The organism is Marinobacter persicus (assembly GCF_900114155.1).
GTDB classification, from domain to species: domain Bacteria; phylum Pseudomonadota; class Gammaproteobacteria; order Pseudomonadales; family Oleiphilaceae; genus Marinobacter; species Marinobacter persicus.
In genome coordinates, this window is sequence record NZ_FOSC01000008.1 from 44,921 (window position 1) to 60,665 (window position 15,745).

10 protein-coding genes are annotated in these 15,745 nt (G+C 60.7%); 7 read left to right on the top strand and 3 right to left on the bottom strand.

All coding sequences use genetic code 11. From position 1 onward, the window contains the following. Window positions 1–2: 2 nt before the first annotated feature. Both urtB and urtA read right to left on the bottom strand, forming a co-directional pair. Window positions 3–1,601: an urea ABC transporter permease subunit UrtB gene (urtB, locus tag BMZ63_RS09835; RefSeq protein WP_091705021.1), complete on the bottom strand. Its 1,599-nt coding sequence runs from the start codon at window positions 1,599–1,601 to the stop codon at window positions 3–5. A gap of 81 nt (window positions 1,602–1,682) precedes the next feature. Next, window positions 1,683–2,990, bottom strand: coding sequence for an urea ABC transporter substrate-binding protein (urtA, locus tag BMZ63_RS09840; RefSeq protein WP_091705024.1), 1,308 nt, complete (start codon window positions 2,988–2,990; stop codon window positions 1,683–1,685). A 338-nt stretch (window positions 2,991–3,328) separates the two neighbouring features. Between urtA and atzF the strand changes: the two genes are divergently transcribed. The 5 genes from atzF to BMZ63_RS09865 all read left to right on the top strand — a co-directional run bounded on the left by atzF (window position 3,329) and on the right by BMZ63_RS09865 (window position 11,470). Continuing rightward, window positions 3,329–5,152 carry an allophanate hydrolase gene (gene atzF, locus BMZ63_RS09845; protein WP_091705027.1) on the top strand — a complete coding sequence of 608 codons (1,824 nt, stop codon included), beginning with the start codon at window positions 3,329–3,331 and terminating at the stop codon, window positions 5,150–5,152. Between the two features lie 91 nt (window positions 5,153–5,243). After that, on the top strand, window positions 5,244–8,876 hold the full coding sequence (uca, locus tag BMZ63_RS09850; protein WP_091705028.1) for an urea carboxylase: 3,633 nt from the start codon (window positions 5,244–5,246) through the stop codon (window positions 8,874–8,876). A gap of 180 nt (window positions 8,877–9,056) precedes the next feature. Beyond that, on the top strand, window positions 9,057–9,764 hold the full coding sequence (locus tag BMZ63_RS09855) for a GntR family transcriptional regulator (protein WP_091705032.1): 708 nt from the start codon (window positions 9,057–9,059) through the stop codon (window positions 9,762–9,764). Between the two features lie 376 nt (window positions 9,765–10,140). After that, the gene (locus BMZ63_RS09860) at window positions 10,141–10,413 is read left to right on the top strand and encodes a ComEA family DNA-binding protein (RefSeq protein WP_091705035.1); all 273 of its coding nucleotides are present in this window, start codon (window positions 10,141–10,143) and stop codon (window positions 10,411–10,413) included. Window positions 10,414–10,525: 112 nt separating this feature from the next. Further along, window positions 10,526–11,470 carry a DMT family transporter gene (locus BMZ63_RS09865; RefSeq protein WP_091705038.1) on the top strand — a complete coding sequence of 315 codons (945 nt, stop codon included), beginning with the start codon at window positions 10,526–10,528 and terminating at the stop codon, window positions 11,468–11,470. Window positions 11,471–11,512: 42 nt separating this feature from the next. Here BMZ63_RS09865 and gloA read toward each other — a convergent pair whose 3' ends face one another. Beyond that, window positions 11,513–12,061, bottom strand: coding sequence for a lactoylglutathione lyase (gloA, locus tag BMZ63_RS09870; RefSeq protein ID WP_091705040.1), 549 nt, complete (start codon window positions 12,059–12,061; stop codon window positions 11,513–11,515). A gap of 140 nt (window positions 12,062–12,201) precedes the next feature. Between gloA and BMZ63_RS09875 the strand changes: the two genes are divergently transcribed. Together BMZ63_RS09875 and BMZ63_RS09880 are read left to right on the top strand one after the other, a co-directional pair. Then, window positions 12,202–13,257, top strand: a complete 1,056-nt coding sequence (locus BMZ63_RS09875) for a lysylphosphatidylglycerol synthase transmembrane domain-containing protein (RefSeq protein ID WP_091705041.1) — start codon at window positions 12,202–12,204, stop codon at window positions 13,255–13,257. Next, window positions 13,257–15,512, top strand: a complete 2,256-nt coding sequence (locus tag BMZ63_RS09880) for a glycosyltransferase (RefSeq protein ID WP_091705044.1) — start codon at window positions 13,257–13,259, stop codon at window positions 15,510–15,512. The genes BMZ63_RS09875 and BMZ63_RS09880 overlap by 1 nt, the downstream gene beginning before the upstream one ends. The last annotated feature ends 233 nt before the right edge of the window (window positions 15,513–15,745 follow it).

The window sequence follows — 15,745 nt, forward strand, 5'->3', positions numbered from 1 at the left end:
ACTCAGTTCTCCGCCGCGCGGCCTTTCTGGGGGAAGAGCCCCTTCGGCCGTTTCTGAATGAACAGGATGATGAACACCAGCACGATGATTTTCGCCAGCACGGCGCCCGCCCAGGGCTCCAGCAGCTGGTTGATGGTGCCCAGCGACAGGCCGGCAATGAGGGTGCCCCAGAGGTTACCCACGCCGCCGAAGACCACGACCATGAACGAGTCGATGATGTAGTTCTGGCCCAGGTTCGGGCCCACGTTGGTGAGCTGCGACAGTGCCACGCCGGCCAGGCCCGCCACGCCGGAGCCCAGGGCGAAGGTGAGGATGTCCACTTTGGTGGCTTTGATGCCCATGGAACGGGCCATGGCGCGGTTCTGGGTAACGGCGCGCACGTCCAGGCCCAGGCGGGTCCGGCGCATGATCATCATCAGCGCGGCAAACACGATCAGGGCGAAGGCCATCACGTAGAGCCGGTTCAGGGTGAGGGAGAGCGCGTCGTTGATCACCAGCGAGCCGCTCATCCATTCCGGGGTCACCACGGTGCGGTTCTGCGGGGAGATCACGGTGCGCACCAGCTGCTGCAGAATCAGGCTGATGCCGAAGGTGGCCAGCAGGGTTTCCAGCGGGCGGCCCTTGAGGTGCTGGATCACGCTGCGTTCGATAATGATGCCGGCAATGGCCGCCACCAGGAAGCCGGCGGGGATGGACAGCAACAGGGCAAGGCCCGGCTGGCCCGGTAACAACTGCTGCACGCCCCAGGTGGTGTAGGCCCCGAGCATGATCAGCTCGCCGTGGGCCATGTTGATCACGCCCATCACGCCAAAGGTGATGGCCAGGCCAATGGCCGCCAGCACCAGCACCGAGCCCATGGAGAGCCCGAAGTAGAGGGTTTCGGCGGCTTTATTGAGTTTCAGCTTCTGTTCAATGCTGGCCAGGGCCTTGTTGGCGGCCTCGGCCAGTTGGGAATTGTCACTGGCAGCGGCGTTGTTCAGCGCTGCACGGGCGCGGGAGTGCAGGCTACCGGCCAGCACTTCCACGGCTTCAATGTCGCCCTGCTCCACCCTGTAGATGGCCAGAGCGGCTTCAATTCGGTCACGGACGGCGGCGCTTTCCTCTTTCTCCAGTCGCGCTTCCAAGGGTGCCACCAGAGCGGCATCTACCTTGCCCATCATGTCCCGTGCGGAGGCTTCACGCACGTCCGGGTCGGCCGCGTTCAGGTCCAGCATCGCCATGATGCCTTCCAGCTTGCCCCGTATGGCGTTATTGATCGCCACGCGGTCCAGCTTACGGCGAGACATCTCGCCCAGGTTTTCCCCGGTCAGCGGGTCGGCAATTTCCCAGTCCCGGCCCCGGTTGTTCAGCACCAGCACCACCTGGCCGGTGTCTTTGATCCGGCTCAGGCGGTTGTTGCCATAGGCTTCGAGCCAGCCCCTGGCTCTTTCATCACCGCTGTCGACAATGGCATTGATGGCCTCTTCCACCCGGCTTGAGGGCGCCTCGGCCAGGTTCACCAGCAAGGCTTTGCCCGGATCTTCCTGCGCCATGGCCGGCACCGACACCAGGCACGCCAGGGCAATAAGCAGCGATGTGAGCGATCGGCGGATGATGCTCATGAGTGTGTCCTGTCTGTTGAAAAGGGGTTGGGGCAACAATCCGGGGCCACCAGGACCCCGGATTGCCTTTGGTACGGCGTGTTATTCAGCTTCCGCCGCCATTTCACCGGAAGAGGCGCCACAGCTGCCCGTTGCGGTGTTGAAGGTTCCGCAGAACATGGGCTTGCGCCAGTCGGCAATCATGTCGCGGGAACCCGGCAGGAAGTCGGACCAGGCATCGCCAGCCACGGTGGACGGGGTTTCCCAGACCACGGAGAACTGGCCGTTGTCCTGGATCTCGCCAATCAGCACCGGCTTGGTGATGTGGTGGTTCGGCATCATGGTGGCGTAGCCGCCGGTCAGGTTCGGTACGCTCACGCCGATGATGGCGTCTTTCACTTCGTCCACATCGGTGGTGCCGGCTTTCTTCACCGCTTCGATGTACATGTTGAAGCCGATGTAGTGGGCTTCCATCGGGTCGTTGGTGACCACGGTGTCGTCGCCCTTGTAGTCAATCCAGGCGTCGATGAAGTCCCAGTTGGCGTCGGTGTCCACGCTCATGAAGTAGTTCCACGCGGCCAGGTGACCCACCAGCGGGCCGGTGTCGATACCGGACAGTTCCTGCTCACCCACGGAGAAAGCCACCACCGGGATGTCGGAGGCGGAGATGCCCTGGTTACCCAGCTCGCGGTAGAACGGCACGTTGGCGTCGCCGTTGATGGTGGAAACCACGGCGGTCTTCTTGCCGGCGGAACCGAAGCTCTTGATGTCGGAGACGATGTTCTGCCAGTCGGAGTGACCAAACGGCGTGTAGTTGACCATGATGTCTTCGTCAGCCACGCCCTGGTCTTTCAGGTAGGTTTCCAGGATCTTGTTGGTGGTGCGCGGGTAAACATAGTCGGTGCCCGCCAGCACCCAGCGCTCCACGCCGATTTCATCCTTCAGATAGTTCACCGCCGGAATCGCCTGCTGGTTGGGCGCGGCGCCGGTGTAGAACACGTTTTCGGAGGATTCTTCACCTTCGTACTGCACCGGGTAGAACAACAGGCCGTTCAGTTCTTCCACCACCGGCAGCACCGATTTGCGGGAAACGGACGTCCAGTTGCCGAAGATCACGTCCACTTCTTCCTGCGCCAGCAGTTCGCGGGCCTTTTCGGCGAACAGCGGCCAGTCGGAGGCGGGGTCCACCACCACGGCTTCCAGTTCACGGCCCAGCACGCCGCCTTTCTCGTTCTGCTGTTCGATCAGCATTTCCACGGTGTCTTTCAACACGGTTTCACTGATGGCCATGGTGCCGGACAGGGAGTGCAGGATGCCGACCTTGATCGGGTCTTCGGCAGCCACGGAATGCATGGAAACAGAGAGCGCCAGGGCGGAGAGGCCCACTTTCACGTGTTTTTTAATGCTCATGTTGTGCGTCCTTTTTCGTTGGGTCAGGAGTCTTGTAACTCGTAGCCTCCGCTGCATTTGCTGTTCCAACCAAGCCAAAAAGCACCGTAAAACAATAAATTAACTAGTATACAAGTATTCGGTGGTGGTAATTCCAGGGATATTCCTCCCGAAACAGGCTCAAATCTGGTGCTATTTTCAGCAATTTGCGCCCAACTGGTGCGCCGCCAGAATCGCCTGAAATAGGCCAAAACACGATAAATCATGGAATAACAGCAACTTACTTCGAATTTTCCCGGCATGGCATGAGCCTTGCGATTGATCATGTATACAAGATTAATCAAGCGTGAGGACACACCATGCCAACCACCCTCGGATGGACCATTGCTGACTGGCAGCAGGCGTATAAGGAAGGCGCCCGGCCAGAGGAACTGCTTCGCCCGCTTATCGGGCAGTTAGAGGAAGACGACCCGGCCTGGATTGCCCGGCTCTCAGAAGACGGGCTGACCAAGGCGCTGGCCGAGCTGGCCAACAAACTGGAAGCCGCCGGCGGCGAACTGGAACAGCTGCCCCTCTACGGTGTGCCCTTCGCCGCCAAAGACAACATTGATGCCCTCGGCTTCAACACCACCGCCGCCTGCCCGGCCTACGCCTACGCTCCCGAACAGGACGCCGCCGTTATCCGCAAACTGAAAGCCGCCGGCGCCATCCTGGTGGGCAAGACCAACCTGGACCAGTTCGCCACCGGCCTGGTGGGCACTCGCTCACCCTATGGCGCAGTGCCAAACAGTTTTAACCCCGAAATCATCAGCGGCGGTTCCAGTTCCGGTTCCGCCTCGGTGGTGGCCCGTGGCCTGGTGCCCTTTGCCCTGGGCACCGACACCGCCGGTTCCGGCCGGGTGCCGGCGGGCCTCAACAATCTGGTGGGGCTGAAACCCACCAAGGGCTGGTTCAGCATTGATGGCGTGGTGCCGGCCTGTAAGTCGCTGGATTGTGTGTCGGTGTTTGGTCTCACCGTTAATGATGCCGCTCTGGTGGCGGACACCATGGGCGGTTTCGAGCCGGGCGATGCGTTTTCCCGTAAAGTTCCAGCGGCCCTGCCCCTGGATGCCCCGGCCATTCGCCGCCCCGGGCCGGTGCAACGCCTGGGTATTCCCGAAGCCCCGCTGTTCCACGGCGATCAGCAGGCCGAGGCAGCCTGGAACACCGCCCTCAGCCAGTGGCGACAGTTGGACACCGCCGGCGTGGAACTGGTGCCGCTGGACTTCTCCCCCCTGCTGGAACTCGCCGCCCTGTTGTACGAAGGCCCCTGGGTGGCCGAGCGCCATGCCGCCGTGGAAGGGTTTATGGCGAACCACGCCGCCGACATGAACGACACTGTGCGCAGCATCATCGGCAACGCCGACAAGTTCACCGCCACCGACACCTTCAAGGCCCGGTACCGCAAGAAAGAACTGCTGCGCGAAATTGATGAGCTGCTGGCCGAGGTGGATGGCCTGCTGGTGCCCACGGCACCCACCGCACCCAGCATCGAGGCGGTGAACGCCGACCCGGTGACTCTCAACAGCCAGCTTGGCACCTACACCAACTTCGTGAACCTGGCGGATTTCTGCGCCCTGGCGGTGCCCGCCGGTTTCCGCGACGACGGCCTGCCCTTCGGCGTGACCCTGATCTCCGGTGCCTGGAAAGACCGTGAGCTTCAGGCCCTGGCCAGCCAGTGGTTGAACGCCCATCCCACTTCCCTGGGCGCCACCGACAAACCTCGCCCGGCCGAAGTCGTCACTCCCCGGCAAGCAGTACCCACGATAAAAGTAGCGGTAGTGGGCGCTCACCTATCCGGCATGCCGCTGAACACCCAGCTCACCGAACGCCGGGCCAGATTACTGGAGCAAACCACCACATCCCCCAACTACCGCTTGTACGCCCTGCCCAACACCACACCGCCCAAGCCGGGCCTTCAGCGCAATGAAACCAACGGCACGGACATCATCCTGGAGGTCTGGGAAATGCCCGCTTCGGAATTCGGTTCCTTCGTGGATCTGATTCCCGCGCCCCTGGGCATCGGCAACGTGGAGCTGGCCGATGGCCGCTGGGTCAACGGCTTCATTTGTGAAGGCTACGGCCTGGACGGCGCCCGCGACGTGACCGAATTCGGCGGCTGGCGCGCCTTCATCCATTCCTGATTCCTGAAATGGGGTCGGGTCCGGGGTCGGGTACGGGGTCAGACCCCGGACCCGACCCCGGACCCGACCCCAAGATGTGGAGATTGTTGATATGTTTAGTAAAGTTCTGATCGCCAACCGGGGCGAAATCGCTGTTCGCACCATTCGCACCCTCAAGGCCATGGGCGTGGGCAGTGTGGCCGTGCATTCCCATGAAGACCGCCACAGCCTGCACGTAACCAACGCCGACGAAGCCGTGGCCCTGACCGGCAACGGCGCCAGTGAAACCTACCTGGACACCGCCCAGATCCTGGCCGCCGCGAAACAGACCGGCGCCGAGGCCATCATTCCCGGTTATGGTTTTCTGTCGGAAAACGCCGATTTCGCCGAGGCCTGCGAGGCCGACGGCATTGCCTTCATTGGCCCCACCCCGGAGCAGATGCGCGAGTTCGGCCTGAAGCACCGGGCCCGGGAACTGGCCGAAGCCGCAGGCGTGCCCCTGGCCCCGGGCAGTGGCTTGCTGGAAAGCCGGGAGGAAGCCCTGCAAACCGCCGAACGCCTGGGTTACCCGGTGATGCTGAAAAGCACCGCTGGCGGGGGCGGCATCGGCCTCACCCGCTGTAATAGCGAAAGCGAGCTGCGCGAGGCCTTTGAAACCGTGCGCCGCCAGGGCCAGAGCTTCTTCAACGACAGCGGCGTGTTTCTGGAGCGCTTCATCGCCCGCGCCCGTCATGTGGAAGTGCAGATCTTCGGTGATGGCGAAGGCAACGTGGTGGCCCTGGGTGAACGGGACTGCTCCCTGCAGCGCCGTAACCAGAAGGTGGTGGAGGAAACCCCGGCCCCCAACCTGCCGGCCGACACTCGCCAGAACATGCTGGACGCCGCCGTGTCCCTCGGCCAGTCGGTGAACTATCGCTCCGCCGGTACCGTGGAGTACATCTATGACGCCGACCGGGACGAGTTCTATTTCCTGGAAGTGAACACCCGCTTACAGGTGGAGCACCCGGTTACCGAGTCGGTCACCGGGCTGGACCTGATTGAGTGGATGCTGAAAATCGCCGCCGGCGAAAGCCCGGACCTGACGAACTTCGAGCCCACCCTGAACGGCGCTTCCATGGAAGTGCGCATCTACGCCGAAGACCCGCTGAAGGACTTCCAGCCCTCGCCCGGCGAGCTGACCGACGTGCACTGGCCGGAAGACGGCGTGCGCATCGACACCTGGGTGGAAAACGGCAGCGAGGTGTCCGCCCACTACGACCCGATGATCGCCAAGCTGATCGTCCACGGCAACGACCGCGCCGACGCCCTCGCCAGACTGAAAACCGCCCTGGCCGAAACCCGGCTGATGGGCATTGCCACCAACCTGGATTACCTCCGCCAGGTGGTGGCCCAGCCCAGCTTCGCCGAGGGCATTGTCTCCACCCGCGCACTGGAAAGCTTCGAATTCCGGCCCTCGGTGGCGGAAATCGTCAAACCCGGCACCTACACCACAGTGCAGGACTACCCAGGCCGCGTAGGCTACTGGAACATCGGCGTGCCGCCCAGCGGCCCCATGGACGACTACGCCTTCCGCCTGGCCAACCGCATTGTCGGTAACCACAACGACGCCGCCGGGCTGGAAGCCACGCTGATCGGCCCCAGCCTGAAGTTCCACAAGGACGCCGTGGTGGCCCTGACCGGCGCGCTGACCGAAGCCACCCTGGACGACCAGCCAGTGGCATTCTGGAAGCCCATCACCGTGAAAGCCGGGCAGGTGCTGGCCGTGGGCAAGGCCATCAAGGGCTGTCGCACCTACCTGGCGGTGCGCGGCGGCTTTGACGTGCCGGTGTACCTGGGCAGCCGCTCCACCTTCGCCCTTGGCCAGTTCGGCGGCCACGGCGGCCGGCCCCTGCGCCCCGGCGACATGCTGGGCATCAGCCAGCTGGAACTGCCCGCCTGCACCACCCCGGGCCCAACCCACGACCCGGCCCCGGCGGACCCGGACCTGATCCCGGACTACCCGGACCACTGGGAAATCGGCGTGCTCTATGGCCCCCACGGCGCGCCGGATTTCTTCAGCGAAGAGTCTATCGAGAAGTTCTTCGAGCAGGACTGGGAGGTGCACTACAACTCCAACCGCCTGGGCATTCGCCTGAACGGCCCAAAGCCGGAATTCACCCGGGAAGACGGCGGCGAGGCCGGTCTGCACCCCTCCAACATTCACGACACCGAATACGCCATCGGCTCGATCAACTTTACCGGCGACATGCCGGTGATCCTCACCAAGGACGGCCCCAGCCTGGGCGGGTTCGTGTGCCCGGTGACCATCGCCAAGGCGGAGCTATGGAAAGTCGGCCAGGTGAAACCCGGCGACACCATCCGCTTCGTGCCGATTGACTACGACACTGCCGTGGAACTCTCCGAGCGCCAGGAACTGGCGGTGAAAAGCCTGATGGCGCCACCGACCGTTGAACTCGAGACCCCTGCCCTCGAACCGGTGAACGATTTGTCCGCCACCATCCTGGCCCACCTGCCGGAAACCAACGGGCGGCCGGAGGTGACCTACCGCCAGGCCGGCGACCAGTACATCCTGCTGGAATACGGCCCGAACGTGATGGAACTGGGGTTCCGCCTGCGGATTCATGCGTTGATGGAGGCCATCGCCGATGTGCAACCCAATGGCCTGCTGGAACTGTCGCCGGGCGTGCGCTCCCTGCAGTTGCGCTACGATTCGCGCATCCTGCCCCAGCCGGCCCTGATGGAATACCTGCTGGACCTGGAAGGCACCCTGCCGGCCACCGATGAACTGAAAGTGCGCAGCCGCGTGATTCACCTGCCCATGGCCTTTGAAGACAGCGCCACCCTGGAAGCCGTGGACAAGTACCGCCAGTCGGTACGGGACACCGCGCCCTGGCTGCCCAACAACGTGGACTTTATCCAGCGCATCAATGGCCTGAAAGAACGGGAACAGGTGAAGGAGGTGGTCTACAACGCCCGTTACCTGGTGCTGGGCCTGGGGGATGTTTACCTGGGCGCCCCCTGCGCCGTGCCGCTGGATCCGCGCCACCGTTTGCTCACCTCCAAGTACAACCCGGCCCGGACCTACACCGCCGAGGGCACCGTGGGCATTGGCGGGGTGTACATGTGTATCTACGGCATGGACTCCCCCGGCGGCTACCAGCTGGTGGGTCGGACCCTGCCGATCTGGAACAAGTACCTGAAGAACCCGCAGTTTGCCGAGGGCGCGCCCTGGCTGCTGCGCTTCTTCGACCAGGTGTGCTACTACCCGGTCAGCGAAAAAGAGCTGACAGAGATGCGCGATCAGTTCCGGGCCGGTAAGCTGACCATCAAAATCGAGGAAGAAACCTTCGACCTCAAATCCCACCAGGCCTTCCTGGATGCCAACGCCGACTCCATCAGCGACTTTCGCAAGATGCAGCAGGCGGCCTACGCTGAGGAGGTGGCCCTGTGGAAGGAAAGCGAGGCCGAAGAGCTCGACCGTTTGGCCAAGGCGCCACCAAAACCGGATGTTTCTGATCTGGAACAATTCGGCGAGCTGATCAGCGCGGAGATTGCCGGTAACATCTGGAAATGCCTGGTGAAGCCCGGCGACACCGTGGCCGAGGGCGACCCGCTGGTGATCGTGGAAGCCATGAAAATGGAGTTCGAGGTGAATGCCACGCAAGCGGGCAAGATCAGCGCCCTGCACGTGGAGGCCGGCAAGGCAGTCACTCCCGGGGAGCCGTTGCTGAGTATAGAGGTTTAACGCAACCCACTCTCCCCCTGCCCCTCTCCCGCGAGGGGAGAGGGGTGCAAAATGCCCTAACCCAACAGAGGCTTCATAAATTAACTCTGCCTCGCGGGAGAGAGGTGCAAAAAGCTTCACACATTAACTCCCTCTCCCCTCGCGGGAGAGGGCCGGGGAGAGGGGGAAAGGACCCAGACAATGACCAGCAAACGCAAAACCTCCATGGCCGACAGGGTGTACGAAGCCCTGAAAGACGACATCTTCGAATTTCGCCTGCTGCCGGGCGACAAATTCAGCGAAGGTGACGTGGGCACCCGCCTGGACGCCTCCCGGACGCCCGTCCGGGAGGCCCTGTACCGGCTGCAGCGGGAGGGCTATGTGGAAGTGCTGTTCCGAAGCGGCTGGCGGGTGAAGCCCCTGGATTTCGAGCAGATCGAAGACCTGTACGATCTGCGCATCACCCTGGAAAAAGCCGCCATTTACAAGATCTGCGAGCTGCCGGAAGAGCCGGCGGCTGTTCGCACCCTGACGGCCATCTGGAATCCGGACCACCCCTCGGAACGGGCGGTCGGCAGCACCGTCCGGGCTCTGGATGAAAGCTTCCACTGCGACCTGGTGGCCGCCGCCGGCAACCGGGAGATGACCCGCATCCACCGGGAAATCAGCGACCGGCTGCGCATCATCCGCCGGCTCGATTTCACCCGCAACGACCGGGTGGACGCCACTTACCTGGAGCACGCCCGGATACTCGACGCCATCCGCCGGGGCGACGCCCGGACCGCCGCCGATGAACTGGCCCGCCACATCCGGGTCAGCCAGCAGGCGGTAAAAGAAATCACCATGGAACGCATTCGGGAAGCTGCCCGGGACAAAGCCGCGCAAAATACCCAACCTACAGCCACGTAAGCGATCTCCTACAAAACACGATGGCAATGTCTTCTGGCTAGCCAGATTACCTGTTGTACACTCAAAAGCGTCAGGGATGGCAAGCCGCACGGAATGCCGGCTCAGGGACGATAACTTCACAGAATGAAGTTGCCCGACGGATCAGGGCTACAGGGAAGAACACAGGGATGACACGCACGGGAACACGCGGTGCCTGAAGGATCAGGCCAGAGGGCGGTCACGGAATGGCGACACCACAAGGAACGTGGTTTTCTGTGTTTCGACCTCTTCCTTTATCTTCTCCTGAAATCACACCTGCAGATGTTCTGCCCGCTTTCCGGCCACTTGGCCTCCTGGCTGAATCTCAACAAATGCATTTGTATTCAGGAGTTATCCCATGAAAAAACAATCCATTCTGGCTACTCTGGTTCTGCTTTTCTCCCTGATCATGAGCCCCGCCTGGGCGGAAGAGCCTGCCGCCGTGAACATCAATACCGCAGACGTGTCCACACTGACCGCGCTCAATGGCATTGGTGAGGCAAAAGCCGAGGCCATCGTGACCTACCGGGAGGCCAACGGCCCGTTTGAAAGCGTAGAGCAACTTTCTGAAGTGAAGGGCATTGGCGCCCGCACGGTTGAGAAAAACGCCGAGCGCATGGCCGTTAAATAACGGCTGCATTCCCCGGGGCGTGCCGCGCCCCGTTCTTACCCCTATAGCACCTTGCACCGCCTACTGTTAATCTTGCCCATTCGCTTAATTCATTAGCATGCTGGCAAATTGAATGATTCAAGGCGCTCTACTTATTGCCCTGGCAGCGTTGCTGTGGGCCACCACTGGCATTGTTGCCAAGTTTCTCTTTACCGGTTCAGACCTGCAGGCCATTACCCTGGCACTGTTGCGTTTGCTGGTGGCCCTGCCCTTTTTCTGGCTGCTGATGCGCCGGGAGCAAAAGCAGCTGCAAGATGCCAACCCCGGCCAACTCGTCCCGGGCAGCTCCCTGCGAACACTGACCTTCAAAACCCTGCTGCCACTGGCGGCCATGGGACTGTTTCAGGCGTTTTATCAGGGCAGTTACCTGTTGGCGGTGGATTTGACCGGTGCCGGTATCGCGACATTGATTTCACTGTGCCTGCCACCCGTGCTGGTGGCCATTCTCGCGGCGCCTTTGCTGGGCGAAAAACCCGGCTTACTGACGGTCTTGTCGGCCATTGCCGCCATCCTCGGCACCAGCATGCTGGTGATCAGCGACATGGAAACCGCCGGCTCATTCCGGGTTGCAGGCATATTGATGGCGTTACTGGCGGCGGCGGTTTACACCGGTTTCACGCTTACCAGCCGGCATAACTCGGCGGGCATGCCCGTATTCACCACCGCGTTTATCTGCTTCTTTACCGCGGCACTGATCCTTTTACCGGTTGTGGCTCTGAGCGGTGGTTTTGACGGCCTGGCCACACTGCAGGCCCGGCACTGGCTTATGGTGGTTTATATCGGGGTGGTGCCCACATGCCTGGGCTACCTGTTGTTCTTCAAGGGCATGCAGAACACACCCGCCACGCTGTCGAGCATTATTGTCACACTCGAACCCTTGTTCGTGGCTCTGCTGGCCTGGATCATTCTGGGCGAGGTGTTGGGGCCAACGGGCATTCTGGGTGCGGTGATTCTGACCGTCGCGGTGATTATCGCCTCCCGTTATGGCAAAACGCCCGGCACCAGCGAGGAAGGCTGATACCGGGCGTTGTCTGCTGGCTGATCCTGCAAGAGATCTGGATCAGCTGTCCTTGCGCTGTTTCTCCAGCATGTTGGGCTGCAGGATTTCGATCCAGTAACCGTCCGGGTCCTTGATGAAGGCCAGACCTTTCATCTTGCCGTCGTCCGGCTTTTTCACGAAATCCACACTCAGCTCTTCAAAACGCTCACAAGCGGCATAGACGTCCGGCACGGCAATGCCAATGTGGCCGAACCCCTGGGGTTCATCATTGCCATTGTGGTAGCTGAAGTCCGGATCTTTTTCCGTGCCCCAGTTGTGGGTCAGTTCCAGCATGGCCTCACGGCCGAAAATATAGGTGGTGCGGTGGGCGTCGTCCGAGGGGACGGTTTGCGCCTGTCGGTCATCCAGATAACCCAGAAAGTACAAGGTAAACTTCATTTCCGGGAAATCCAGTTTGCGAATCAAACGCATACCCAGCACCCGCGTGTAGAAATCCATGGAGCGCTCCGGCTCCTTGATACGCATCATGGTCTGGTTGAATACGTATCCTTCGGTTTCCGGCACAGGATCTTCGTATAAACCCGGTGCCTGTTCAAAATGCTTGGGCATGTCGATTTACCTTGTTGTTCGAGGATTCGGCTACTATTTGTGCGCGTCCTGGCAAAAAATTTCAAGCCCGTAACGCTCCGGAAGGTTCAACCCCCCGACCGCAGCGGGTAAACTGCCGGCCCTTGAGAAACGGAGCCCCCATGGCAGACGAGACCGAAGATACCTACCGAAAACAGGCCTCTACCGGACGCCTGATTGTTTTCGGTGTGCTGTTTCTTTTACTGACCGGCGCCGGGTTTTGGGCCGTCTACGATCGTTTTGCCGACCGCAGTTTCGAACTCGACACCCAGCTGCTGAGCCCCGGCGTGCTGATGTCCGTGCTCGCCCTTCTGGCGGTTTATTATGTCTCCGATGGCCTCCGGCTGCATTTCACGCTCAGGGCCCTGGGCCACCGGTTACCCCTGCCCAAGGTCTTCAAACTGGTTTTCATCAACCTGTTTTTCTCCAACATCACCCCCATGGCCACCGGTGGCGGCTTTGCCCAGATCTGGTACCTCACGCGCAATGGCGTCCCCGTGGCCCGCGCTACTGCCGCCACCACCATCCGCACGGTACTGGCGGTTATTTTCATTTTTTCTCTGACGCCGATTTTCCTGCTCACTCTGCGGGCGCTGGACGGTGAACTCTGGTCTTCCAGCATTGCCAGTGCCCTGGCGGTGTTTGTCACCCTGTATCTGGGCTTTTTCCTGACACTGCTGTTCAAGACTCGCTGGCTGATTGCGCCCCTGAGTGGTCTGGTTGCCGGCATCCGCCGGTTCCACCTGATCAACGCCTGCCGGCATGACCTCTGGCAGTTCAAGTTGCGCCGGGAAATGCTGCGCTTCTCCGAAAGCTTCACCGATTACCTGAAGGGCGAACGCCGGTTTGTAATGTTGTCCGTGTTCTTCACCGCCCTGTTCCTGCTCAGCCTGTTCAGCTTCCCGGCGCTGCTGATTCACGGCCTGGGTTATGAGGTGAATTACCTGGTGACCCTGGGGCTGCTGGTGGTCACCACCTTTATCATGTACTTCTCCCCGACACCCGGCGCCTCGGGCATTTCGGAGGGTGTGTTCGGGAGTTTTTTCCGTGACATACTGACCGGTAACCACCTGGTACTGGTCACCATTGCCTGGCGTTTTATCACCATTTATCTGGGCATGTTGGCCGGGCTGCTGGTTATGCAGCGCGAACTGATCAAAAGCCACCAGGATTCGTGATGATCAGAAACAAGCCTCTGAAACTGCTGTTCTATCTCTGCCTGCTGATCACCGCTTTTCTGGTGGGCTACAAGCTGTACCTGAATTTCGTCATGGAGGATTTCGAGGCGCTGCATACCCGGCAGGTCGAGCGCATTCATGACAACACACCGCCGGGCGACGCTATTCGCTTCGCGGTGGTGGGTAACATCAACAATTCGGTGGGCATTTTCGAGCGCCGTATTATTCCGGAACTGAACAGTGCCGGCCTGGATTTTCTGGTCTCGGCCGGCAATGCGGTGAGTGGCGGCGGCGAGGACAAGTACCGGGCGCTTTATGGCACCCTGCAACAACTGGAACTGCCTTACCTTCTGACTTTCGGGCCTCACGAATACGAGGACTTCGGCAGCTTTCGCTTCTACGATCATTTCGGCCCTCATTTCTACAGCGTGCGTACCGGCAATGCCCGGCTGATTTTTCTCGACAGCACGGGCAAAACGCCCTGGCAGTGGCAGATACGCTGGTTGAAGGACTCCCTCAGCCAGGACACCAGTAACGCCCGCATCCTGTTTATCGGCCACCCTCCGGTAAAACCGTCCAGCCAGGCCCTGTTCGCCGACGAAGAAGACTATCTGCAACCCGAGGCCTTTCGCGATGCTTTGATGGAAGTGATCAAAAGCCGTGACATTGACCTGGTGTTCTCCGCCAACCAGGCCCTGTACGACCAGCAAACCGTGGGTGATACGGATTTCATTACCACCGGCGGTGCGGGTGGCCTGGTGCTGAACACGGAAACCAGCTTCTACCATTACGTGGATGTGCAGGTAACGCCGGACGGCGACATCCAGCATGCCATGCAGCGCCTGGACGTGGGACAACACCCGGTTCTGAAACAGCTGGAAGCGTTGTGGTTCTTTGTTTACTCGCTGTTTTACACCGGTTTCGTCAACTTCATTCTGATTCTCACGGTGTTTTTGGCCATCACCATCAAGCTTTACCAGCTGATTTTTGTCGGCAAGAACTACTACCCGGATTACGACCTGGACCCCACGCCCTGGCTGGAAAAGCCCTTGCGGGTGGCCATGTTCACCAACAACTATCTTCCCTTTATCGGCGGCGTGCCTATTTCCATTGAACGGCTGCGCCGGGGGCTGGAAAGCCTGAAAGATACCGTGTTGGTGGTTGCCCCCCGCTACAAGGACCAGCCGGAGCAGGAGGCCAATGTGTTGCGGGTACCCTCACTGGTGGCCATGGGCTCGAACCGGGAATTCCGGGTGGCCAACATTTTTCTGGGGCGGGTTCGCAAGCGGGTTCGCTGCTTCCGGCCAGACATTGTGCACCTGCACCACCCGTTCTGGCTCGGCAGCCTGGGGCTTTTCATTGCCCGGTGTCTGAAAATTCCCGCCGTGTACACCTACCACACCCGGCTGGAGCACTACGCCCATTTCGTGCCGCTGCCGGGCATGCTGTTCCGTAACCTGATTTCCCATGCGCTGATCAAGCACTTCGCCAACCGCTGCGATGGCGTGATTGTGCCCACCTATTCCACCGAGGAATATCTGCGCATGATCGGGGTCACCACCCCCACCTTCGTGCAGCCCACCGGCATTGAATACGAGCGCTTCCAGGCGGTGCAGCCGGCCGAGGTCGAAAAACTGCGCCAGCAACTGGGCCTGACCAATGAGAAGGTGTTTGTCAGTGTGTCCAGGCTGTCGAACGAGAAAAACATCGATTTCATGATCGAAGCCATCGACAAACTGCGCCGGGAAACCGATGTGCCCTTCCGTTTTCTGATGATTGGCGATGGCCACCAGCGTGACCGTTTGCAGGGCAAAATCGAAGCGCTGGAGCTGACCGACCATTTCCAGCTGGTCGGGCCGGTGAAACCGGAGGACATGGCCCTCTGGTACAACCTGGGCGATGCCTTCCTGTTTGCCTCGAAATCCGAAACCCAGGGCATGGTGATCCTGGAAGCCATGTCGGCCGGGCTGCCGGTGGTGGCCGTGCGTTCCAGTGGCATTGAGGATGTGGTTCGCGATGGCTATAACGGCTTCAAGACTCCGGAGAACCAGAGCCAGTGGCTGGCCCGCGCCCGGCAGCTGCTGGAAAACGACAGTCTGCGCCATCAGCTCTCCGACAAGGCGCGGGATTTCGCGGCGGATTATTCGGTGGAACAATTTGCCCGGGATGTTCGCACCATTTATGCCACCACTTTGGCCGCCCATGAGAAACGCAGGCAGGCCGAGCGGCTGTCTTGGCTGGGCACTAAAGGTTAATCGTTTTACACTGAAGTCACGTAAGATAACCAGACGACAAGGTTTGGGTGTGCTTTCCAAAAACCGCTACAAGCACCCGCAAGCGGGTCCGGCCAGCAATCATAGATTGCTGTCGCTAAGCGGCACGGGAAGCTTCGCTTCTAAAACGTTTGCTTAGCCCATGTGCGCTTATTTCAGGCCATCCATGGCCTTCAAAATTTTTGGAAAGCGTACCCACACCTCCCCTGATCCTG

Excerpts from the sequence above, each read along its gene's own strand:
- urtB (WP_091705021.1), bottom strand. The coding sequence starts at position 1,601 with ATGAGCATCATCCGCCGATCGCTCACATCGCTGCTTATTGCCCTGGCG.
- urtA (WP_091705024.1), bottom strand. The coding sequence starts at position 2,990 with ATGAGCATTAAAAAACACGTGAAAGTGGGCCTCTCCGCCCTGGCGCTC.
- atzF (WP_091705027.1), top strand. The coding sequence starts at position 3,329 with ATGCCAACCACCCTCGGATGGACCATTGCTGACTGGCAGCAGGCGTAT.
- uca (WP_091705028.1), top strand. The coding sequence starts at position 5,244 with ATGTTTAGTAAAGTTCTGATCGCCAACCGGGGCGAAATCGCTGTTCGC.
- BMZ63_RS09855 (WP_091705032.1), top strand. The coding sequence starts at position 9,057 with ATGACCAGCAAACGCAAAACCTCCATGGCCGACAGGGTGTACGAAGCC.
- BMZ63_RS09860 (WP_091705035.1), top strand. The coding sequence starts at position 10,141 with ATGAAAAAACAATCCATTCTGGCTACTCTGGTTCTGCTTTTCTCCCTG.
- BMZ63_RS09865 (WP_091705038.1), top strand. The coding sequence starts at position 10,526 with ATGATTCAAGGCGCTCTACTTATTGCCCTGGCAGCGTTGCTGTGGGCC.
- gloA (WP_091705040.1), bottom strand. The coding sequence starts at position 12,061 with ATGCCCAAGCATTTTGAACAGGCACCGGGTTTATACGAAGATCCTGTG.
- BMZ63_RS09875 (WP_091705041.1), top strand. The coding sequence starts at position 12,202 with ATGGCAGACGAGACCGAAGATACCTACCGAAAACAGGCCTCTACCGGA.
- BMZ63_RS09880 (WP_091705044.1), top strand. The coding sequence starts at position 13,257 with ATGATCAGAAACAAGCCTCTGAAACTGCTGTTCTATCTCTGCCTGCTG.